The sequence below is a fragment of the Solibaculum mannosilyticum genome, assembly GCF_015140235.1.
Classification (GTDB): Bacteria; Bacillota; Clostridia; order Oscillospirales; family Acutalibacteraceae; genus Solibaculum; species Solibaculum mannosilyticum.
Window position 1 is genome coordinate 2102189 of sequence record NZ_AP023321.1, and the last position, 20107, is coordinate 2122295.

Consider the following 20107-nt stretch of genomic DNA (forward strand, 5'->3'; position numbering starts at 1 on the left):
TTGCTTGAAATACACCAGCCAGTTAATGCAGGACCGTCCGGAACTCCTTCCATTGCAGGAGAATTTGGAAAAAGCCGTCCAGGCGGCTGTCCAGTGTTACCAGCAGGGCGGCACTATCTTTACCTGCGGGAACGGCGGCAGTGCGGCCGACAGCGAACATATCGTGGGAGAGCTCCTCAAGGGATTCCTTAAAAAACGCCCCCTGTCCCCCGACGTTGCACAGCGTATCAATGAGCAGGCCGGCGCCGATATCGCCTGCCGTCTGCAGCAGGGACTGGGCGCTGTATCTCTCGTCAGCTTCTCCGCGGCCCAGACGGCCGTCATCAACGACCTGGGCGCCGACCTCATGTATGCCCAGCAGTTGACCGGCCTCTGCAAAAAGGGGGATGTGGTCATCGGGCTCTCCACCTCCGGCAACGCCGCCAATGTGGCCAACGCTTTTTATGTGGCCAGGGCATTGGGGGCTACTACCATCGCCATGACGGGACGTACCGGCGGCAAATTGCGGGAAGTGGCCGACATCTTACTGAATGTACCGGCCGACGAGACGCCCCGCATCCAGGAGTACCATCTTCCCGTGTACCATGCCTTCTGCGCCGACGTGGAGGAACATTTCTTTCAAGTGTAAAAAAGCGATATGCAATATCAGCAAAAAAACGGCCTCACATTTTGTGGGGCTGTTTTTTGATGCCCTTGATGTGAATAAACTTCACATCATAAATCTGCTCATGATGTGAAAATTATTCACATCATGAGGTTAAAGACATTCCGGGCTCTTTCTTTTAAAATATATGTTCGATTTCAATTAAATACCCTGGTCACAGTAAAACTGTGCTTTTTCAACACATCACGCTTTTTAGTACTATAATTATCAGGAAAAAATTATGTGTGTTATGGAAGGAGAGGCGGATCTTATGAACTATATAGATGAAATTTTCGCGCGCGCCCATATCCAGCAAATCCGAGAATTTCTTTTAAACGGTATGGAGGAAATGGACGTAGATCCGCGCCCATATAAACAGCGGTTGGAAAGCACCCAGAATATCCTAATGGCCCAGCTACATACTGACTACCCAGACAAAGAAGATTTTGAGAAAATATCTGAGTTGGTCTACTGCTATGCAGGTACAGTAGAAGAGGTCTATATGGAAATAGGGCTACAGGTCGGTACTCTGCTTGCAGTCCAAATAGGACAAAATATAGGTTTATTGAAATAAAAGCCGGACGGGATATCAACAACAAAGGTATCCCGTCCGGCTTTTCGTATTTTAATCTTCTGTAATAACAAACAACTCATTTGGTGTACAGGAAAGCAACAAGCATAGGGTCTCGATATTCTCATAACGAATGGACTTAGTCTGATTATGAATCATTTTGTTGAAGTTTTGGTAGCTCATACCCATCTGTTTGTAAAGCCAATACTTGGTTTTACCTCGTTTTTCTAAAAGGGCCAGAGCATTTAATTGAATCATAACACATCCTCCCATTATCTATTGTTTTAATCAGATAATAAGAGATTATGTATCTTTACATATAGACTATTACATTATATAATGTAATAGTCTATATAGCTGAAGGGATGAAAATTATGATTCAATATACTTGCTGCTTTTCCGGGCATAGAAGTATTGAAGAAATCCACCTAAAAAGTTTAAAAGATAATTTGCAGAATGAAATCATTTCTTTAATCCAGCAAAAAATGCAGTACTTTATCTGTGGAGGGGCTTTGGGATTTGATACTTTAGCGGCGCAAACAGTTATTGCTCTGAAAAAACTATATTCTCACATTCACTTGACTCTGATGCTCCCCTGTCGTGACCAAGATAAATATTGGAAAAAATGTGATCAGCAAGTTTATCAGGCTATATTAGACCAGGCTGATAAAATACGCTATATATCAGAATATTACTATCGTGGATGCATGCATAAAAGAAACAAGCTTCTTGTTGACAGTAGTTGTTATTGTGTATGCTATCTGACCAAAGAAAAAGGAGGTACAGCTTTTACTGTAAATTATGCCAGAAAAAAAGGACTAAATATTATTAATCTTGCAGATAGGTTAACATAATAAAAGGCCCCGCCATATTGGCAGGGCCTTTATTTTTTCGTTATCGCACCTCTTCGATGGATTTGGTCACATTATGGGTGATGGGCTTCCACTCCACCTTCCTGAACAAAGCGGCCACAGCGATGGGCACGTAAGTAAACATAAAGATGGGGAATGTGAAGGTATAAAAAATCTTCTTACCGGCCGAACAATTGATGTTTTTCCATTCGGTAATGGTGGTGAGCAGGCCAAAAGCATAGATGAACACATAAAAATTGATAAACAAAGAACAAATCGACCAGATGGTGGTTGGGATCATCTGGGGGATGGAGTCCAGGCTGAACAGGGCCAGGAATAAAAATCCGGCGTTGACTACCACGCTCAGCAGTGACACAAACACAGCCGGCATAATGGTCATGAACATATCATAGCTGGCAAATACATGCTTATCCTTGTGGAAGATGGAGCGGAATAAGGATACGCCGTATTTACGCATGACCTGGTAAAAACCCTTGGACCAGCGCAGACGTTGGTTCCACGACTGCTCAAATGTAGTGGGCTGTTCGTCATACAGCATGGCGCCGCCGCAGTACCCGATGGTCTCGCCTTGGATGACGTGGTCGATGGAAAACTCGATATCCTCGGTGAGAAGATGATATTTCCATCCGTTTTGTTCCCGGATGATGTCGCTGCTGATGAGAAACCCCGTCCCGGAGATGGCGCATGAAGTATGCAGCATCATGCGGGGATTGTTCAAATATTTGGACTCCCGCAAAAACCACAGGGAATAACCTGCTGAAATCCAGTTGGTATCGTAGTTTTTGGAATTGCGGTAACTTGTCAGCACGCGGTAACCCTGGTCAAAAGTCTTGTTCATCTCCTCGATGTAGTGCTCATCCAGAAGATTATCGGCGTCAAACACAAAGTAGCCTTCATAGCCCTTGTCCTTATGGGAGGTCTCCAGAATCTTAAAGATAAAATCCAAAGCATATCCCTTGCCCACCAGACGTTTATTAAAGCGTTCATAAACCGTGGCTCCGGCCATCCGGGCCACATCGGCGGTATTGTCGGTACAATTGTCCGCCACTACATAGACGTCCACCAGTTCCGATGGATAGGTCTGGTTGCGGATGCTCTGAATCAGCTGTCCGATGACGTTGCTTTCATTGCGGGCGGCGATCACCACCGCATACCGATGGAGTCTTTTCGGGGCTGGATGTTTCTTTGCTTTTCGCTTCAGCAGCGCTACGCCTGCATAGCCGATCTGATATGAGTATAAAACAGTAAACAGCACAAATATGACCAAATTAAAAGTATTGATAAAAGATAGCAAAAATTCTCCCCCTTATTCTTCTTTTGTCATTCTGATTGTCTAGGCATCTTATTTTCTACAATCCATTTTCGTATAGGTTCTGAGGTATTATAGCACTTTCTCCTAAAAAATCAATCGCAATTTGCCATTATTAACAGAACAGAAATCTTAATTTACGATGTTCACAAAAAACAAAATAAAGGAAGCATTAAAATAATATCCCTATCCAAAAAATATTTATGGTATATTACAAGATTGTAATCTAAGTCAAAATTCGTATACATTTTTACTAAAATGCTATCCTGATCTGACAAATCCGGTTGGCAAGGGGGATGCAACTGTATTATAATAGAATTCATATCTTCGGTTGGTGCACTTTTTGTTGCATAAATAAGGAATCAAAGTCGTCCAAAGAAAGGCGGATTTGTGATTAAAATGAAAAAACAGGATGAGGAATTGATAGCGCAGCATCCATGGTTGCTCGACGTCTCCGGGCCGCTTCTGGCCTGGTACGATCGACAGGCCAGAATCCTTCCGTGGCGGGAACAGAATACCCCCTATCGGGTATGGGTATCGGAGATCATGCTGCAGCAAACCAGGGTTGAAGCCGCTCTCCCCTATTTTGAACGGTTTATGCAGGCCCTGCCTACCATAAAGGATCTGGCCGACGCCGACCCTCAACTGCTTTTAAAGCTGTGGGAAGGGCTGGGATACTACAACCGTGTGCGCAATCTGCAAGCCGCCGCCCGGGCGGTCGTGGAGAAGTGGGACGGCAATTTACCCGATCAGTACGATCAACTTGTCTCCCTGCCTGGAATCGGGGATTATACTGCCGGCGCCATCGCCTCTATCGCTTATAACCGTCCTATCCCCGCGGTGGACGGCAATGTGCTTCGGGTGCTCTCCCGGCTTCTGGCCAGCCGTGCCGATGTGACACAGCCTTCGGTCAAAAAAGAGATGCGTTCTTTGGCTCAAGCCATGATCCCATCGGAACGAGCCGGGGATTTCAATCAGGCTTTAATGGAATTGGGCGCTATGGTATGTCTCCCTAACGGGGCGCCCCGATGCGATCAGTGTCCGGTGTATCATCTATGCCGGGGCTCCCAGCAGGGAATTGCCCATGAATTACCGGTCAAGCCTCCCAAAAAGCAGCGCAGGTCGATCGATCTGACGGTTTTTATCCTGATCTGCGAGGGGAACGTACTGCTGCGGCAAAGGCCGAAAAAGGGATTGTTGGCCGGGTTATGGGAATTCCCTCATGTGGAAGGATGGATCACTGCAGAAGAGGCTTCCCGGTGGGTGAATCAATGGGGCGGAAAGGTGTTGGACAATCATGCTCTCCCCAAGGCCCAGCATATCTTTTCCCATCTGGAGTGGCATATGACGGCATACAAGATGCTCTGTACTTCCTTTCCTGCCCCCAAAGGATACATTTGGGCCGATCGATCTCAGCTTTCCGGCCAGATTGCTCTTCCCAGCGCCTTCCGTGCCTATTCCAAGCATCTCCCTGAGTGGCTCTAGAAAAAATTCAACCGTCGTTATAAAATAGGACGAGCACTGTCTTATGTGCGGCCTGCTATGATATGCTCTGGGATGATCCCCGTCGATGAGGCAAGGTGCATGATAAAATCACCTTGCTTTTGCTTTTATGAGGCCCTATACTCCTTGTATTCTACAGAAAAACATGGTAGCATAATAAGATCGTTATCCGTCTACCACCCCATACAGAGCCAGGGCAAAACATCGTAGAGCGTCGTCGTGATGGTAATAAACGGCCCGCCGTTCATATCCCAGCTCTTCACTGAGCCGTTCGATGTGATAGGCCGAACGGTGGATGTAAAATCGATCCAGGATGGTCCGCTGCTGAGGATCCAAAGCGGCCAGTGCTTGCTCAATGCGTTGCACGTCGGCTTTTCGGAACCGGTACAGGGCAATGAGTTCCTCCCGTTCGGCCCTTAGGGATATCTGTTCTTCTTCCTTTTTACACCATCTGATCATTTTGTCGATATAAGTGATACGTTGTTCCAGATTTTGCACAGCAATGCGCAACGCTGTAAGTTGCTTGAGTTTGTCTTTGGCCAGCATCCGGTAGTCCATATCGACCAACCCTTCCTCCTTTTTTTGTCCGTCGGTCCGTCGCTTTCCCATTTTCTTTCCCCTCCTGCTTTGAAACACAAGTTGAGTACTATCGTGTCGAATTATGCCGCATTATGTCTTATTGTAACATAGGACACCTCCTTTTGAAACATATGTTCTAAAATATTTTTTAGGTGATGTCTCATGACTTCTTTGCTCGTGCGTCTCTTTGTCAAAGACCATCAAAACACAAAGGATCCTGTCGTACGCCAGAAATACGGGGTCCTGGGCGGATCGGTGGGCATTGTATGCAATGTTCTGTTGTGTCTGGCCAAACTGTTGGCCGGTACGTTGACGGGCAGTGTGTCCATCACGGCCGACGCTTTCAACAACCTATCCGACGCAGGATCGTCGGCGGTGACGGTATTGGGATTTAAATTGTCCGGCAAAAAACCCGACCAGCGCCATCCATTTGGCTACGGCCGGGCGGAATATGTAGCAGGGCTCATTATTTCCTTTTTGATTTTACTGGTGGGGGTAGAACTCATTAAGTCTTCAGTGGATAAGATCATCCATCCGGAGATCCTGACCTTCTCCTGGATTTCAGCGGGGATTTTAGCGCTGTCCATTTTGGTCAAACTGTGGATGGCCCTCTTTAACCGGAGGCTGGGGCGGACCATTCAGTCCAAAACCGTGGAAGCTGCCTCTATGGACAGCCTCAGCGATGTCATTGCTACCAGCGCGGTACTATTATCTCTGATTCTTTCCCCTGTCCTCCATCTCCCTTTGGATGGGTACATGGGAATTATCGTAGCCCTGTTTGTCCTATGGGCCGGCATCTCCATCGCCCGGGATACTCTCTCTCCTCTGCTGGGTCAGGCTCCCGATCCGGAACTGGTGCAAAACATCGAAAGCATGCTGGTATCTTACGATATGATTTCCGGCGTACACGATCTCATTGTCCACAATTATGGGCCCGGCCGCATTATCGCATCGGTACACGCCGAAGTGCCGTCCGACTGCAATATCCTGACGGCCCATGAGGTCATCGATCAGGCCGAGCGGGAAATCAGTGCCGCTTTGAACATCGTACTGGTGGTCCATTTGGATCCCATCGTCACCGACGACAGCCGCATCAATCACCTAAAACAACACGTCCTTACGGCCGTCCAGGAGGTGGATGAACGGCTGTCGGTTCACGATTTCCGGGTTGTGGATGGAGAAAATCGGGTCAATTTGGTGTTCGACGTGGTGGTTCCCTTCCAGTTTGATCAGACCGATGACCAGCTTCTGAAACAAATCAGCGAAAAGATCTCATCCCTCAACCCCATCTATCACGTTGTGATTGATTTTGACCGCAGTTATGTTTGATATTAGCTGAAAAATAAAAATCCCCGATGACGGATGAAACAATCGTCATCGGGGATTTTTTCGGATCAGGTAATCATATCGATGCCCTGCATCAGATATTCTCTGGACAACATACCGATGCCTCCGGCCACCAGATACCCTTGTGCATCAATAAAATAGGTGGTGGGGAAGGAAGAGATCCCATAGGTCATAACGGCTTCCATCTCCCGGTCAAAATATACGGGGAAGGTGTAGCCTTCTTCCTCAATATAGGCTTTTCCCTTTTCCTCGGTTTCCCCCAGGCTTCCGATGCCGTCGATCATCAGAAACTGAACTTCTCCTCCCAGCTCCTTGTAGACGTCGTGGAAATCCGGCATCTCCATCTGGCAGGGCGGACATGTGCTGGCCCAGAAGTTGAGCACGGTTGGTTTGCCGTTCAACAGTTCCGATAGTTTTACTTCATTGCCGTCCTTGTCCCAGACTGTGAAGTCAGGGGCCTCTGTTCTCTCTTCCTCTTGGGTCTCCCCCTCACTTTCTGCAATCTGAGCACTAGTGCCGGACGATTGTCCACTCTGTTGGGTCTGAGACTGTCCTTGTCCGCCAAGATCGGCCAGGCCGCCAGTCTCCCCCTGACCCTGAAGTACCTGGTACAAAATGGCCGCTCCTGCCAGCAACACGACCAATGCGATCACCGCTAAGATCCACTTTTTCTTTCCGTTCATATCGTTCCCTCCTTTTAGCTGAGCAATGCCAGATACTGGTTCATAAGCCCTGTCATCATCAGAATTCCCACCAGGATCAGAAGTGCGCCGGATACCTTTGTGATAATAGAATAGTGATTCTTGACCCAGTTAAATGTGGTTTTAAGCTTCTGGATCAGCACGGCGCTGATGAGGAAGGGGATGCCAAGTCCGGCCGAGTAACACAAAAGAAGTACGATCCCCTGTGCCACCGACGCCTGGGAGGAGGCAAGCATCAACGCCGATCCCAGGAACGCGCCGACGCAAGGGGTCCATCCCACGGCAAAGACAATACCAAACAGCATGGTGGAGAAAAAACCGGTATCGGTATTTTGTCCCATCCCCTTATGTCCTCGAAATAGGTTGAACTTAAAAACACCTAAAAAGTGAAGGCCAAAGAAGATCACCAGCAGGCCGCTGACAATGTTGACCACCGTCTGGTATTTTCGGAGCACAGCGCCGATACTTCCGGCAAATGCACCCATGAGCACAAACACCAAAGTGAATCCCAGCACAAAGGCCAGAGCCTTCCACAGGGGCGAACGTTTTTGTTTTGAACCGTCCCCGCCTGCAAAATACGCTACATAAACCGGCAGCATCGGAAGAAGACAGGGAGATATGAAAGTGATGAGGCCCTCTAGAAATGTGATCAGATAGGTCATAAAGAAAGGTTCCTCCGGTTTTTTATAAGTTGTTTTTAGTTTACCACAGCAAAAGAAAGGTTTTCTGTAACTGTATCACATTGTTGTATTAAATGCAAAAAAAGGCTTGCTGATTTTTCTCAGCAAGCCTTTGGAAAAAACAGGTCTTACAGACGCTCCGAAATGGTCTTCAGAAGGCCGCCGGAAGCGATGATATTCTGAATAAAGGGCGGGAAGGGCTCGGCCTGATAGGTCTTGCCGGTGGTGACGTCGGTGATGACGCCGGTGGTGACATCCACCTTGACTTGATCACCGTTTTGGATCTCAGCCGCCGCTTCCGGGCACTCCAGGATAGCCAAGCCGATGTTGATGGCGTTGCGGTAGAAGATGCGGGCAAAGGATGCGGCGATGACGCAGGAAATGCCCGACGCCTTGATGGCGATGGGAGCGTGTTCGCGGGAAGAACCGCAACCGAAGTTTTTGCCTCCCACCATGACGTCGCCCTTTTGGACCTTTTTGACAAAGTCCTTGTCGATGTCCTCCATGCAGTGGGCGGCCAATTCCTCGTGAGAGGAGGTGTTGAGATAACGGGCGGGAATGATGACGTCGGTGTCTACGTTGTCCCCATAGCGGTGGACGGTGCCTTCAATCTGGATCATACTGTTTCTTTCCTCCTTCTCAGTCAAGCTTGGCGGGATCGGTGATGGTGCCTGTTACCGCGCTGGCGGCGGCTACCTCCGGATTGCTCAAGTACACTTCGGAATCCACATGGCCCATGCGGCCTACAAAGTTGCGGTTTGTGGTGGCCACGGCCCGTTCACCGGCGGCCAAAATACCCATATGTCCGCCCAGGCAGGGACCACAGGTGGGGGTGGATACCACGGCGCCGGCCTTGATGAAGTCCTCGATGAGGCCCTCGTGCATGGCCTGTAAGTAGATGTTCTGGGTACCGGGGATGACGATGCAGCGGACGTTCTTAGCCACCTTACGTCCCTTAAGGATGGCGGCGGCAGCTCTCAAATCCTCCATGCGGCCGTTGGTGCAGGAGCCGATGACGGCTTGATTGATCTTGACCTCGCCCACCTCATCAATGGTGCGGGTGTTCTCCGGCAGATGAGGGAAGGCCACCGTGGGACGCAGGGTGGAGAGATCAATGGTGTATTTGGCGGTGTATTCCGCATCCGGATCGGCCTCATAGGCGGTCATGGGATGCTGAACGCGTCCTTCACAATAGGCGCGGGTGATGTCGTCCACAGGGAAGATGCCGTTTTTCGCGCCGGCCTCAATGGCCATGTTGGCAATGCACAGGCGGTCGTCCATGGACAGGCTCTTCACGCCGTCGCCGGTGAACTCAATGGACTGGTACAATGCCCCGTCCACCCCGATCATGCCGATGAGGTGCAGAATCACGTCTTTGCCCGACACATGCTTTTGGAATTTGCCCGTAAGCGTCACCTGGATGGCCGACGGCACTTTAAACCATGTCTTGCCGGTGGCCATACCGGCGGCCATATCGGTGGAACCCATGCCGGTGGAGAAGGCGCCCAGTGCGCCGTAGGTACAGGTGTGGGAATCGGCTCCGATGACCAAATCGCCCGGTCCTACCAATCCCTTTTCCGGCAACAGGGCGTGCTCGATGCCCATATCGCCCACGTCAAAGAAATTCTCAATGTCATACTGATTGGCAAAGGCGCGGACCTTCTTGCACTGTTCGGCCGCCTTGATATCCTTGTTGGGGGTAAAATGATCCATCACCAGGGCGATTTTCTTGTTGTCAAACACCTGATGTGCACCGCAGCGTTCAAATTCATTGACCGCCACCGGCGATGTGATATCATTGCCCAGCACTAAGTCCAATTTGGCCTCGATGAGCTGGCCGGCTTTGACCTCTTTAAGCCCTGCATGGGCCGCCAGGATCTTTTGAGACATGGTCATTCCCATAATACATCCTCCTTGGTGGTTTCATTGTTCTACTTTTTTCATCTATTTATTATTCCCCAGGATGGGGATTTTGTCAATGCGTTAATCTTTGGCTTCCCGGTCGCAGATCAGCTTATACTCAAAGGAATCCACCAGCGCCAGCCAGCTGGCCCGGATGACGTCGGCCGATACGCCTACGGTAGTCCAAACCCGTTTGCCGTCGGTGGATGTGATGAGGACTCGCACCACAGCGGCCGTGGCGTCGCCCGAATCCATGACGCGGACCTTGTAGTCGATGAGGCGGCTCTTTTCCAGACGGGGATAAAATTGAGCCAATGCCTCCCGAAGCGCCTGGTCCAGGGCGTGGACGGGACCATCTCCCTCGGCGGCCGAGATGCTGAGCTGTCCGTTGACCCGGATTTTGATGGTGGCCGTGGCCGAATTGCCGGTGTCGTCCACCGGTTGTTCGTCCAGGATCTTGTAGCTCACCAGCTCAAAGCTGGGGGAATACCGATGCAGCTCCTTTCGCACCACAAGGTCAAAGCTGGCGTCGGCCCCTTCAAACTGATAACCTTCCATTTCCATCTGCTTGAGGCGGTCGATGATGCAGCGGATCTCCAGGGAATCACGGTCAAGGCCGGGGCACAGTTTGTGGATGCGGCGCAACACCGCTGTACGCCCCGTCTGTTCTGACATCAAAAACCGCCGTTCATTGCCCACCACATCGGGGCTGACGTGCTCAAAGGAACAGGAGTTCTTGAGCACCCCGTCGGCATGCATGCCCGCCTTGTGGGCAAAGGCCGATGCGCCCACATAAGGGGTGGTATTGGGAAGCTGTAGATTTGCCACTTCGGCCAGTTCCCGTGCTGTTTGGGTGAGACCGGAAAGATTCTCCTCCGGGATGCACTGAACTCCCATTTTAATTTGTGCATTGGCGATAACGGTGGACAGATTGGCGTTGCCGCACCGTTCCCCAAACCCCAAATAAGTGCCCTGCACCTGGACAGCTCCGGCTTCCACCGCCGCCATGGAGCCTGCCACCGCCACGCCGGAATCGTTGTGGCAATGGATGCCCACCTTGACCTCCGGGAACCTCTCCACCACCAACCGGGTCACCTCTTTGATTTCTTCCGGGAAGCATCCGCCGTTTGTGTCGCACAGCACCACTGTTTCAGCGCCACCCTCCACGGCGGCGGCAAGGGCGTCCATGGCGAACTGGGGATTGTGACGGTATCCGTCAAAGAAGTGTTCGGCGTCAAAAAACACCCGTTTCCCCTTGCTCTTCAGATAGGCCACGCTTTCCCGGATCATATTGAGATTTTCCTCCAGTGTAGTGCCCAAGATCTCGGTAACGTGCAAATCCCAGCTTTTTCCGAAGATACAGCACACCGACGTACCGGCCTCCAAAAGGGAATTGAGGCTCTTATCCTCCTCGGCCCGGATGCCTTTGCGCCGGGTGGAACCAAAGGCCACCAAAGTGGCGTGTTTCAATTTGCATCTCTCCACCTCCCGAAACAGTTCCATGTCCTTGGGATTGGAGCCGGGATTCCCCGCTTCGATGTAAGGAATGCCCAGTTCATCCAGCAGCCGGACGACCGCCAATTTATCCTCCACCGAAAAGGAGATACCCTCCCCTTGACTGCCGTCCCGCAGGGTGGAATCAAAGATTTCAAGTGACTTGTTCATGCGAAAAACCTCCTTGTCCGCTGGAACCATCCACGGTCATTACGCGCCGGGACGACTGGTCCCATCGTGGTCAGAGATGGAACCATCCCCGCGTTCCAGAGCGGTGATGCCGGTGCGGGCCATTTCCACCACCGGGTATTTCTGTAGATTTTGGATGAGTTCGTCGATCTGTCCGCTTTGGCCGGTGGCCTCAATGGTGATGGTGTGATGACTGATGTCCAGAATACGGGCGCCGTGCCGGTAGGCGATGTGCAGAGCGTCGGAACGCTGCCCATTGTCCACCCGGATCTTAACCAGCAACAGCTCGCTGTGAGAAGCGTCCTCCTTGGTCAGCAGAGACACCTTTTTTACATCCTCCAGCTTCATAAGCTGGCACATGACCTGCCGGATCTGAGACCGATCCCCCGTCATAGCGATGGTCATGCGGCTGGTTTTGGGATCTTCTGTCGTACAAGCGGTCAAGCTTTCAATGTTAAATCCACGGCGGTTAAAAAGGCCGGTGATGCGCAGCAATACGCCGGGATGGTTGTTGGCCAAAGCCGATAAAATCACTTTTTCTTCCATGGGGAAACCTCCTTAAACCGTGGGATCGGGCATGGTCATCATGATGGCGTCGGCCGATGCTCCCGGCGGAATCATGGGAAGGGCGTTGCAGTCGGGGGAAATCCGGCAGTCTACCACCACCGGTTTGCCCAGCGCCAATGCTTTTTCCACAACCGTCTCCACTTCCTCCGGCTTTGTAATGCGCATGCCGGTGACGCCAAAGGCCTCCGCCAACTTTACCAGATCGGTTTTGCGATGGGGATCGGTCTGGGAAAACCGATATCCGTAAAACAGCTTCTGCCACTGGCGAACCATACCGAGGACGCTGTTGTTCATGACCATCACCACAACCGGCAGCTCGTAGGAGGCCAAAGTCGTCAATTCGTTGAGGTTCATGTGGAAGGACCCGTCCCCTGTGAACAGCACCACCTTGCGTCCCGGATTGGCCACCTTGGCGCCGATGGCTGCGCCCAATCCGTAGCCCATGGTGCCCAGTCCGCCGGAGGTGGCAAAGGTGCGGGGACGGTTAAACCGATACCGCTGGGCCACCCACATCTGATGCTGCCCCACATCGGTCACCATAATATCATCGTCACAGGTACGGGCTCTCACTGCGTCGATGATGGCCATGGGATCGGGATATTCCCCGTTGTCCTGGGGCGGCACCGGATGTCCTGCCTTCCAATTCTCCATCTCTTTGAGCCAAGCATCGTGACGTTCCTCCGGAATTCCCTGGCTTAAGCTGCCCAGCAGCTGTTTTAGATCCCCCACCAGCGAATAGGCGGTGTGGACGTTTTTGTCAATCTCCGCTGGATCAATATCCAGATGCAAAATCTTTGCCTGAGAGGCAAATTGCTTGCGATCTCCCGCCACACGGTCGGAGAATCGCGCTCCCGCCACCAACAGGAGATCCGCCTCTTGGGTGGCTTTGTTGGCGGCATAGGTGCCGTGCATCCCGATCATACCGGCGAAAAGTCGATGATCGGCCGGGAACCCGCCCAGTCCCATGACCGAGCAGCACACCGGCGCCTGCAATTTCTCCGCCAGTTTAATAAGTTCCTCTGTGGAGCCGGACGAGATAACACCGCCGCCTGCGTAAATGAGAGGACGTTTTGCCTCTTTGAGCATCTGAACCGCGTTTTGTACCGCCTCCTCTTTCATCGCCGGGAGAGAAGCAGGCGGTCGTTCGGCCGGTGTATACTCTGTCACAGCGGCGGTGATGTCCTTGGGCACGTCGATGAGCACCGGGCCGGGACGTTTGGACACTGCAATGCGGAAGGCCTCCCGGATGGTGTTTGCCAGATCCTCCACCCGTTTCACCACAAAGTTGTGCTTGGTGATGGGCATGGTGATGCCGGTGATATCCACCTCTTGGAAGGAATCCCGTCCCAGCAGATCCACCGCCACGTTTCCAGTGATGGCCACCATGGGGACCGAATCCATATAGGCCGTGGCGATGCCGGTGACCAGATTGGTGGCGCCGGGACCGGAGGTGGCGATAACCACGCCGGTTTTGCCGGTAGTACGGGCATATCCGTCGGCGGCATGGGAGGCGCCTTGTTCATGGGCAGTTAGGACGTGGCGGATCTTATCACTATATTCATATAGGGCGTCATAAATGTTGAGTACAGCGCCGCCCGGGTATCCAAACACGGTGTCCACACCCTGTTCCAGCAGACACTCCACTATAATCTGTGCGCCAGTTTTCTTCATCGCTTTAAACCTCCCGTTACTCTGAACCATAGCATTTCATCGACTTTTCCGCACAAAAAACGCCTTCATCTCACATAAGAGACGAAGGCGTAAAAAGCTTTCGCGGTACCACTCTAATTTGCTCCCTCAACGGGGAACCCCTCTGAGACATCGGGCCGAATTCACTTCAGCCGAATATCCACCCCGTTAACGGAGGGTCAACCGTTCTCACCTACTACCCATCTTCCATGGGATTGGGCGGAAGGCTCAGGGGTGATTTTCACAACAACTCAGCCACTGCCTCGCACCATCCGGCAGCTCTCTGGCAACTGACATTGCCCTACTCTTCCCCATCACAGCCTCTAAAGCATGTATTATTTTTTCATTATGATACTCGCCTTGTGGTATTTTGTCAAGCATTAATTTTTGCTTTTTCACTCTTCCATTCTATTTTTCACCGGACGCTCAAAAAAACACCTGCCCTTTTTGAGCAGGTGTTTTTGGCTTATTTTACAGTTCTCCCGTTACCACGACCGGAAGAAGGGCGGGAACATAGCCGCCAGCGCCCAGCATGCTTGGAACAACAGCACCGCCACAGGCGTCAACATGGCGAGGCTGGAGTAAAGACTTAAAAAGGCCACCAACACAAAGCTGATCAATACGCCCACCGTCTGGATAATCGTAGAGGACTGAATGCTCCTTTTCAGCTTAAAACAGGACGAAATAGCCGATAAAAGCGGTTCGATAGCGCCGTCTGAAGCGATGCCACATTCCTCTTCCGGACGATCTATTACCTTTTCCTCATATTCCAAGCTGGCTGCGGCCTGGAGTACAACCACCTGCTTGGGCTCCACTTCCAAAGCCTCCGACAACATCTCACTGCTGATGTTGGGATCATTTGCATGTACCAGCAGCGTCATACCGCTGTCGACCAGACGCTGGAGTTCCTCCCTGGTCTCACTGCTCAAAATATACGTCACCACAAACATGGCGCTGAGCACACCGCCGCTGCACAAATACACCAATCTGCGGCGGTTTTTGGCATACCGGCGTTCATAATCCATGGAGGGCGGCTCGATGCCGTGATTGCGAAGCAGTTCCCGATTACCCACCAGGACGCGTCGGCCATCCACCCATCCAGAGAGGCCCATGCCTTGCTCGTAAACGGGAGATTCCACTTTGGGCAAAATCTCCTTCCTATCCTGAATCACCTGGTCAAATACCGGTGAAAGAGGGCCCTTCAACGCATTGACCAAAGCAGCGGTATCCAAAATGGCCTGATCCACTCGGCCGTCCCCGAATGTCTTAATGCCGTTGAGAACCACCTGTCCTGGTCCAAACAATTGACCGGCATCCACCGCTACCGCACAGGTATCCAGCATCTGATCGGCCGCCATGTAGTCGGTGAGCACACCGCCGCGGGCCGTCAATCGTTTTGCAATCCTCCGCAGCGGCCAGTTGCCTGCCACCAATGATACCACCGGTACGCACAGACAACACACCGCCACAAAAGCTGAAATACTTTCAATCAAGCCTTGACCCATCAGGTATGAGCTGACGCCTACAGCAATTCCGCCGATAAGCACAGCCGGGAAGGTAGCGCCTCCCACCCGGGCACAAGGATCCTCCCGATAAGAGTGATCCAAAAAGCTGGAAAGAAAAGAGACTTTCACTGGAGCCGCTACCGTAGTGCCGCGGCGCATACCCCGCATCAAATGGGAGAGTTCCTCCTCTGGGAGGGAGATCACACACTCCTTATCCCCTGGTTTATGCACCATCTGGAAGTTGAGACGAATACGGGAAACCATTCCCAGTTTTCCTATCGTGTTCATGAGCAAAACCAGTACAGCCGCAGCGTTATAAAGATACAATTTTCCACTTGCGATATAAGAGGGGTAAAACAGCATCAAAATCGAATGCATCAGCGTAATGACCGTGGCAAACGCCGCCGGCGCATCAGGAGATGCCCTCAGGCGGAAGGCCCCGCCAATGCCGCTGGTAATAACCGGTGCCGATGCGATGGCTGCCACTACCGTGATACAGGTTTGGATCACAATATACAAAATCGGATTTTGCGTGACCAGGGATGTAATTTCCAAAGATCCCCCCAAGAAAGGGGTGACAATCGGCAATAAGGAAAGTCCAATAAGACCCAGAAGACAGAGCAATAGTACCACAAATCGAACGCGTAATGTCACCGTCTGATATTTGAGTTCTTTTCCAATGATAGGCGCTTGATCGTAATCGGTGAAATCCTCAATATCATCCGGTTCTTTGGGGAGAGGCGGCTGTTGCTTGGGTTTTGGCGGCTCTTTCTGGGCTGCGATTTTCTTTCGCTGCTGTTTGACTGCCTCTTCCCACCGTGTATTCTCCGTAGGCTCTACCACCTGTGTCTCCGCCTCGTCAGGGACTTCTCTCCTTCTTTTCTTTGGGGATGGGCCTACTTTTTGTGTCGGAGCATTGTCGATACTTTCGGTCCTCTGTTGTGTAGGTACGTCGTTCCCTTTCGGAACGGATGGTTTTAAATGAGCGGGAGATACCGTCTCTTGTGGTATCTTTTCCTGCTGTTTAGACGGCGCTTCCTCTTTGGGAGAGAGGGAGGAAACCTCTCTCTTCTCCTCACGAGAAGGAGAAGGTTCCTCAGGGGGAATCACAATAGGACATTCATCCTTTTGTTCCCGCCTACTCATTTCACGGACTTCTTTGATAATATCATCTAAGGAGAAATTCTCTTCAGGCCCCTGATTTCCCATTTCGTCGTTCCAACGATCCTGCAACCAAAACACCTCCGTGTTAAAATTGGATTGTTTCGTCAAACCTCGTCTATTGGCCCAGATTCAACCGCTGACGGGCCACTTCATATAGTAAGATGCCGGCCGCCACCGATACATTCAGAGAACTGATTTTTCCTCTCATGGGCAGCGACAGTACAAAATCACATTTTTCCTTGACCAGGCGTCCAATGCCTTTTCCCTCCGACCCGAGCACCAGTGCCACTGGGCCTTTCAGATCGGTTTCACACCATGTGGAGCCGTCCATATCCACCGCATAAATCCAGACGCCTCGCTCTTTGAGTTCTTCCAGCGCAGCCGGGATATTGGCTACCCGGGCCACGGGGACGTATTCAAGGGCCCCGGCCGCCGCTTTGGACACTGCCAACGTCAGCCCGGCCGAACGGCGTTTTGGCACGATGATTCCATGAGCGCCGGATGCTTCGGCCGTACGCACGATGGCGCCTAAATTATGAGGATCCTCAATGTTGTCCGCCACCACGATGAGGGGTGGTTCTCCCCGGCTCTCAGCCAAGGCAAAAATGTCGTCCAATGTGGCGTACTCCTGCTGTGCCACCAGCACCGCCACCCCTTGATGGGTGGTTCCGCCGCACACAGCATCCATCTTCCGGGAATCAATTTCCTTGACAGGGATGCCGCGCTTACGGCATTGGGCTACAATATCGCCGCATTCTTTTGTCCGCTGCCCTTTGGCCACCAAAAGGCTATCAATCGGACGTCCGGAGCGAAGTGCTTCCCGGACACTATTTCGTCCCGCGATGGTTTCCTGGCGGTATTCCATACGACAATCCCTTTCCTGAAGCCCATGGGCCTCTTCTTAAAATAAATCATTCAATCTTTAAAATTATACCATACTCGCCCTTGAATGCAAACATTTCTCAAGATGTTCTAACTGAAATTTCCAATCTTCCTGTATAGAAACCCCTCCTGTTCAGGTTTGGCTATGGAACCCCTCCATATTCGGTTTCTCCAAAAGAAAAAAGCGGTTCTGGCACATGCCAAAACCGCTTTCCTTATATTTCCATTCAAATTAGTCGTTCCTACGGCGAGGGGGACGGTTGCCCATAGGCGGGCGGCTGGGACGACGGGGCGAAGTCGGGGGTACGTCGTTCTCCGGCACAGCGCCTTCCACTTCGATGAGAGCATCCCGGCGGGAGAGGTTGAGGCGGCCCTGGGAATCGATCTCGGTCACCTTGACGATGACTTCATCGCCCACGTTGACCACGTCTTCCACCTTCTCCACACGCTTGACATCCAGACGGGAGATGTGAACCAGTCCCTCTTTGCCGGGGGCGATTTCCACAAAGGCGCCAAAGGTCATCAGACGTGTAACTTTGCCCTTATAGATGCCGCCGATCTCGGGGTCCTTGGCGATGGTCTCGATCATGAGCAGAGCGCGTTTGGCGCCTTCCTGATCCATGGACGAGATAAAGACGTTGCCGTCCTCTTCCACATCGATCTTACAATTGCACTCGGCGCACATTTTCTGGATGATTTTACCGCCGGGGCCAATGATATCGCGGATCTTATCCACCGGGATCTTGGTGGACAGCATCTTGGGAGCGTAGGGAGACAGCTCCTTGCGGGGCTCGGCGATGGCCTTGAGCATAACCTCGTCCAAGATATACAGACGGGCTTTGCGTGTCTTTTCCAAAGCGTCCTTGATGATCTCCGGGGTAAGGCCGTCGATCTTCAGATCCATCTGGATGGCGGTGATGCCGGTATGGCTGCCTGCCACCTTAAAGTCCATGTCACCGAAGAAATCCTCCAGGCCCTGGATGTCCACCATGGTCATCCAGCGATCGCCCTCGGTGATGAGGCCGCAGGAAATGCCGGCGATGGGGGTTTTGATCGGGACGCCGGCGTCCATCAGCGCCAAAGTGGAACCGCAGATGGAGCCCTGGGAGGTAGAACCGTTGGAGGACAGCACCTCCGACACCAGACGGATGGCGTAGGGGAATTCCTCCACCGGCGGGATGACCGGTTCCAAAGCGCGCTCGGCCAAAGCGCCGTGACCGATCTCACGACGGCCAGGGCCGCGGCTGGGACGGGTCTCACCCACCGAGTAGGACGGGAAGTTATAATGATGCATATAGCGTTTAAATTCCTGGGGATCGATGCCGTCCAGCATCTGCTGATCGCTGACCGGACCCAAAGTCGCCACGGTGAGCACCTGGGTCTGGCCACGGGTAAACAGGCCGGTTCCGTGTGTGCGGGGCAGGATGCCCACCTCGGCGGCCAGGGGACGGATCTCATTCATGCCGCGGCCGTCCACACGCTTCTGGTCGTCCAGGAGCCAACGGCGCACCACGTATTTCTGGGTTTTATAGAGGCAGTCGTCGATCTTTGCAATGTCGTCGGGATACTGCTCGTCGAACTTAGCGTGAACATCCTCGTAGATGGGCTGGAGACGGGCATCGCGTTCGGCCTTGTCGTCGGTGTCCAGCGCTTTGCGGACGGCCTCAATGGCGTAGGCTTTGATGGCCTCCAGCATCTCAGGATCGGGATCCAGGGAGGGGACCTCCACCTTCTGCTTGCCGATTTCAGCCGTGACGTCCTTGATAAACTGGACGATGGCCTGATTGGCCTCGTGGCCTTTCAGGATGCCTTCCAGCATGACGTCCTCGGGAATCTGGTCGGCACCGGCCTCAATCATGGCCACCTTTTTATCGGTGGAAGCCACGGTGACGGCCATACGGGATTTCTCACGCTGTTCGGCGTTGGGGTTGATGACAAACTGGTCGTCCACATAACCCACCGACACGCCGGAGATGGGGCCGTTCCAGGGGATATCCGAGATGGAAATGGCCATGGATACGCCGATCATGGCGGTGATTTCCGGGGAACAATCGGGATCCACCGACATGACAGTGGCCACCACCGACACGTCGTTGCGCATATCCTTGGGGAACAGGGGTCGGATGGGGCGGTCGATGAGGCGGGAGGTCAAAATGGCCTTATCGGTGGGACGGCCTTCCCTCTTGAGGAAGGAACCGGGGATGCGGCCCACGGCATACAGCTTTTCTTCAAAATCCACCGACAAGGGGAAGAAATCGATGCCGTCCCGGGGCTTTTTGGACATGGTCACCGCGCAGTGCACCACCGTATCGCCGTAGCGGACCATGCAGGAACCGTTGGCCAAACCGGCGGTTTTACCGGTCTCCACCACCAGGGGACGACCGGCCAGCTCGGTGCGGAATACTTTGTAATTCTCAAACAGCATTGTACACATTCCTCCGTTGTTTCATTTCAGGGGGACGGCACGTGTTTAGCAATGAAACAGGCGTTTAAATCCAAATCCCACGGCA

General features: G+C 52.2%; 18 protein-coding genes and 1 other annotated feature. Of the genes, 5 read left to right on the forward strand and 13 right to left on the reverse strand.

Features of this window, described 5'->3' with window-relative positions; translation table 11 throughout:
* Positions 1-4 precede the first annotated feature (4 nt).
* The gene (locus C12CBH8_RS09820; RefSeq protein ID WP_215533133.1) at positions 5-628 is read left to right on the forward strand and encodes a D-sedoheptulose-7-phosphate isomerase; all 624 of its coding nucleotides are present in this window, start codon (positions 5-7) and stop codon (positions 626-628) included.
* A gap of 286 nt (positions 629-914) precedes the next feature.
* Positions 915-1217, forward strand: a complete 303-nt coding sequence (locus tag C12CBH8_RS09825; protein ID WP_215533134.1) for a hypothetical protein — start codon at positions 915-917, stop codon at positions 1215-1217.
* Positions 1218-1268: 51 nt separating this feature from the next.
* On the opposite strand, the gene C12CBH8_RS09830 is transcribed toward C12CBH8_RS09825, so the two are convergent.
* Positions 1269-1472 carry a helix-turn-helix domain-containing protein gene (locus tag C12CBH8_RS09830; protein WP_099322695.1) on the reverse strand — a complete coding sequence of 68 codons (204 nt, stop codon included), beginning with the start codon at positions 1470-1472 and terminating at the stop codon, positions 1269-1271.
* Positions 1473-1588: 116 nt separating this feature from the next.
* Between C12CBH8_RS09830 and C12CBH8_RS09835 the strand changes: the two genes are divergently transcribed.
* Entirely contained in the window at positions 1589-2068 is a 480-nt protein-coding gene (locus tag C12CBH8_RS09835) for an SLOG family protein (RefSeq protein ID WP_099322696.1), read from the forward strand.
* 40 nt (positions 2069-2108) lie between these two features.
* On the opposite strand, the gene C12CBH8_RS09840 is transcribed toward C12CBH8_RS09835, so the two are convergent.
* Entirely contained in the window at positions 2109-3380 is a 1272-nt protein-coding gene (locus C12CBH8_RS09840) for a glycosyltransferase family 2 protein (protein WP_090265239.1), read from the reverse strand.
* Between the two features lie 414 nt (positions 3381-3794).
* On the opposite strand from C12CBH8_RS09840, the gene mutY reads away from it, so the two are divergent.
* Entirely contained in the window at positions 3795-4880 is a 1086-nt protein-coding gene (mutY, locus tag C12CBH8_RS09845) for an A/G-specific adenine glycosylase (protein ID WP_215533135.1), read from the forward strand.
* Positions 4881-5063: 183 nt separating this feature from the next.
* Here the strand turns inward: mutY and C12CBH8_RS09850 are convergent, their stop codons facing one another.
* On the reverse strand, positions 5064-5507 hold the full coding sequence (locus tag C12CBH8_RS09850; RefSeq protein ID WP_090265237.1) for a hypothetical protein: 444 nt from the start codon (positions 5505-5507) through the stop codon (positions 5064-5066).
* A 132-nt stretch (positions 5508-5639) separates the two neighbouring features.
* Here C12CBH8_RS09850 and C12CBH8_RS09855 point away from each other — a divergent pair, with 132 nt between their 5' ends.
* Positions 5640-6806: a cation diffusion facilitator family transporter gene (locus tag C12CBH8_RS09855; protein WP_215533136.1), complete on the forward strand. Its 1167-nt coding sequence runs from the start codon at positions 5640-5642 to the stop codon at positions 6804-6806.
* A gap of 65 nt (positions 6807-6871) precedes the next feature.
* Here the strand turns inward: C12CBH8_RS09855 and C12CBH8_RS09860 are convergent, their stop codons facing one another.
* The 10 genes from C12CBH8_RS09860 to C12CBH8_RS09905 form a co-directional block, all read right to left on the reverse strand.
* Positions 6872-7507 (reverse strand): TlpA family protein disulfide reductase, encoded by a 636-nt coding sequence (locus tag C12CBH8_RS09860; RefSeq protein ID WP_215533137.1) that lies wholly within the window; start codon positions 7505-7507, stop codon positions 6872-6874.
* Positions 7508-7521: 14 nt separating this feature from the next.
* Complete coding sequence (locus C12CBH8_RS09865) at positions 7522-8187, reverse strand: cytochrome c biogenesis CcdA family protein (RefSeq protein WP_215533138.1); 666 nt, start codon at positions 8185-8187, stop codon at positions 7522-7524.
* A 146-nt stretch (positions 8188-8333) separates the two neighbouring features.
* Positions 8334-8825, reverse strand: a complete 492-nt coding sequence (leuD, locus tag C12CBH8_RS09870) for a 3-isopropylmalate dehydratase small subunit (protein WP_246441526.1) — start codon at positions 8823-8825, stop codon at positions 8334-8336.
* 19 nt (positions 8826-8844) lie between these two features.
* Positions 8845-10107: a 3-isopropylmalate dehydratase large subunit gene (gene leuC / locus C12CBH8_RS09875; protein WP_215533139.1), complete on the reverse strand. Its 1263-nt coding sequence runs from the start codon at positions 10105-10107 to the stop codon at positions 8845-8847.
* An 81-nt stretch (positions 10108-10188) separates the two neighbouring features.
* Entirely contained in the window at positions 10189-11772 is a 1584-nt protein-coding gene (gene cimA, locus C12CBH8_RS09880) for a citramalate synthase (protein ID WP_215533140.1), read from the reverse strand.
* Positions 11773-11811: 39 nt separating this feature from the next.
* Positions 11812-12336: an acetolactate synthase small subunit gene (gene ilvN, locus C12CBH8_RS09885; protein ID WP_090265227.1), complete on the reverse strand. Its 525-nt coding sequence runs from the start codon at positions 12334-12336 to the stop codon at positions 11812-11814.
* 12 nt (positions 12337-12348) lie between these two features.
* Positions 12349-14028: a biosynthetic-type acetolactate synthase large subunit gene (ilvB, locus tag C12CBH8_RS09890; protein WP_215533141.1), complete on the reverse strand. Its 1680-nt coding sequence runs from the start codon at positions 14026-14028 to the stop codon at positions 12349-12351.
* Positions 14029-14102: 74 nt separating this feature from the next.
* Positions 14103-14373 (reverse strand) — a binding site (T-box leader).
* A gap of 158 nt (positions 14374-14531) precedes the next feature.
* Positions 14532-16784: a hypothetical protein gene (locus tag C12CBH8_RS09895; RefSeq protein ID WP_215533142.1), complete on the reverse strand. Its 2253-nt coding sequence runs from the start codon at positions 16782-16784 to the stop codon at positions 14532-14534.
* 46 nt (positions 16785-16830) lie between these two features.
* The gene (gene rlmB / locus C12CBH8_RS09900; protein ID WP_090265222.1) at positions 16831-17580 is read right to left on the reverse strand and encodes a 23S rRNA (guanosine(2251)-2'-O)-methyltransferase RlmB; all 750 of its coding nucleotides are present in this window, start codon (positions 17578-17580) and stop codon (positions 16831-16833) included.
* Positions 17581-17829: 249 nt separating this feature from the next.
* Positions 17830-20019 carry a polyribonucleotide nucleotidyltransferase gene (locus C12CBH8_RS09905; RefSeq protein ID WP_090265468.1) on the reverse strand — a complete coding sequence of 730 codons (2190 nt, stop codon included), beginning with the start codon at positions 20017-20019 and terminating at the stop codon, positions 17830-17832.
* Positions 20020-20107 lie beyond the last annotated feature (88 nt).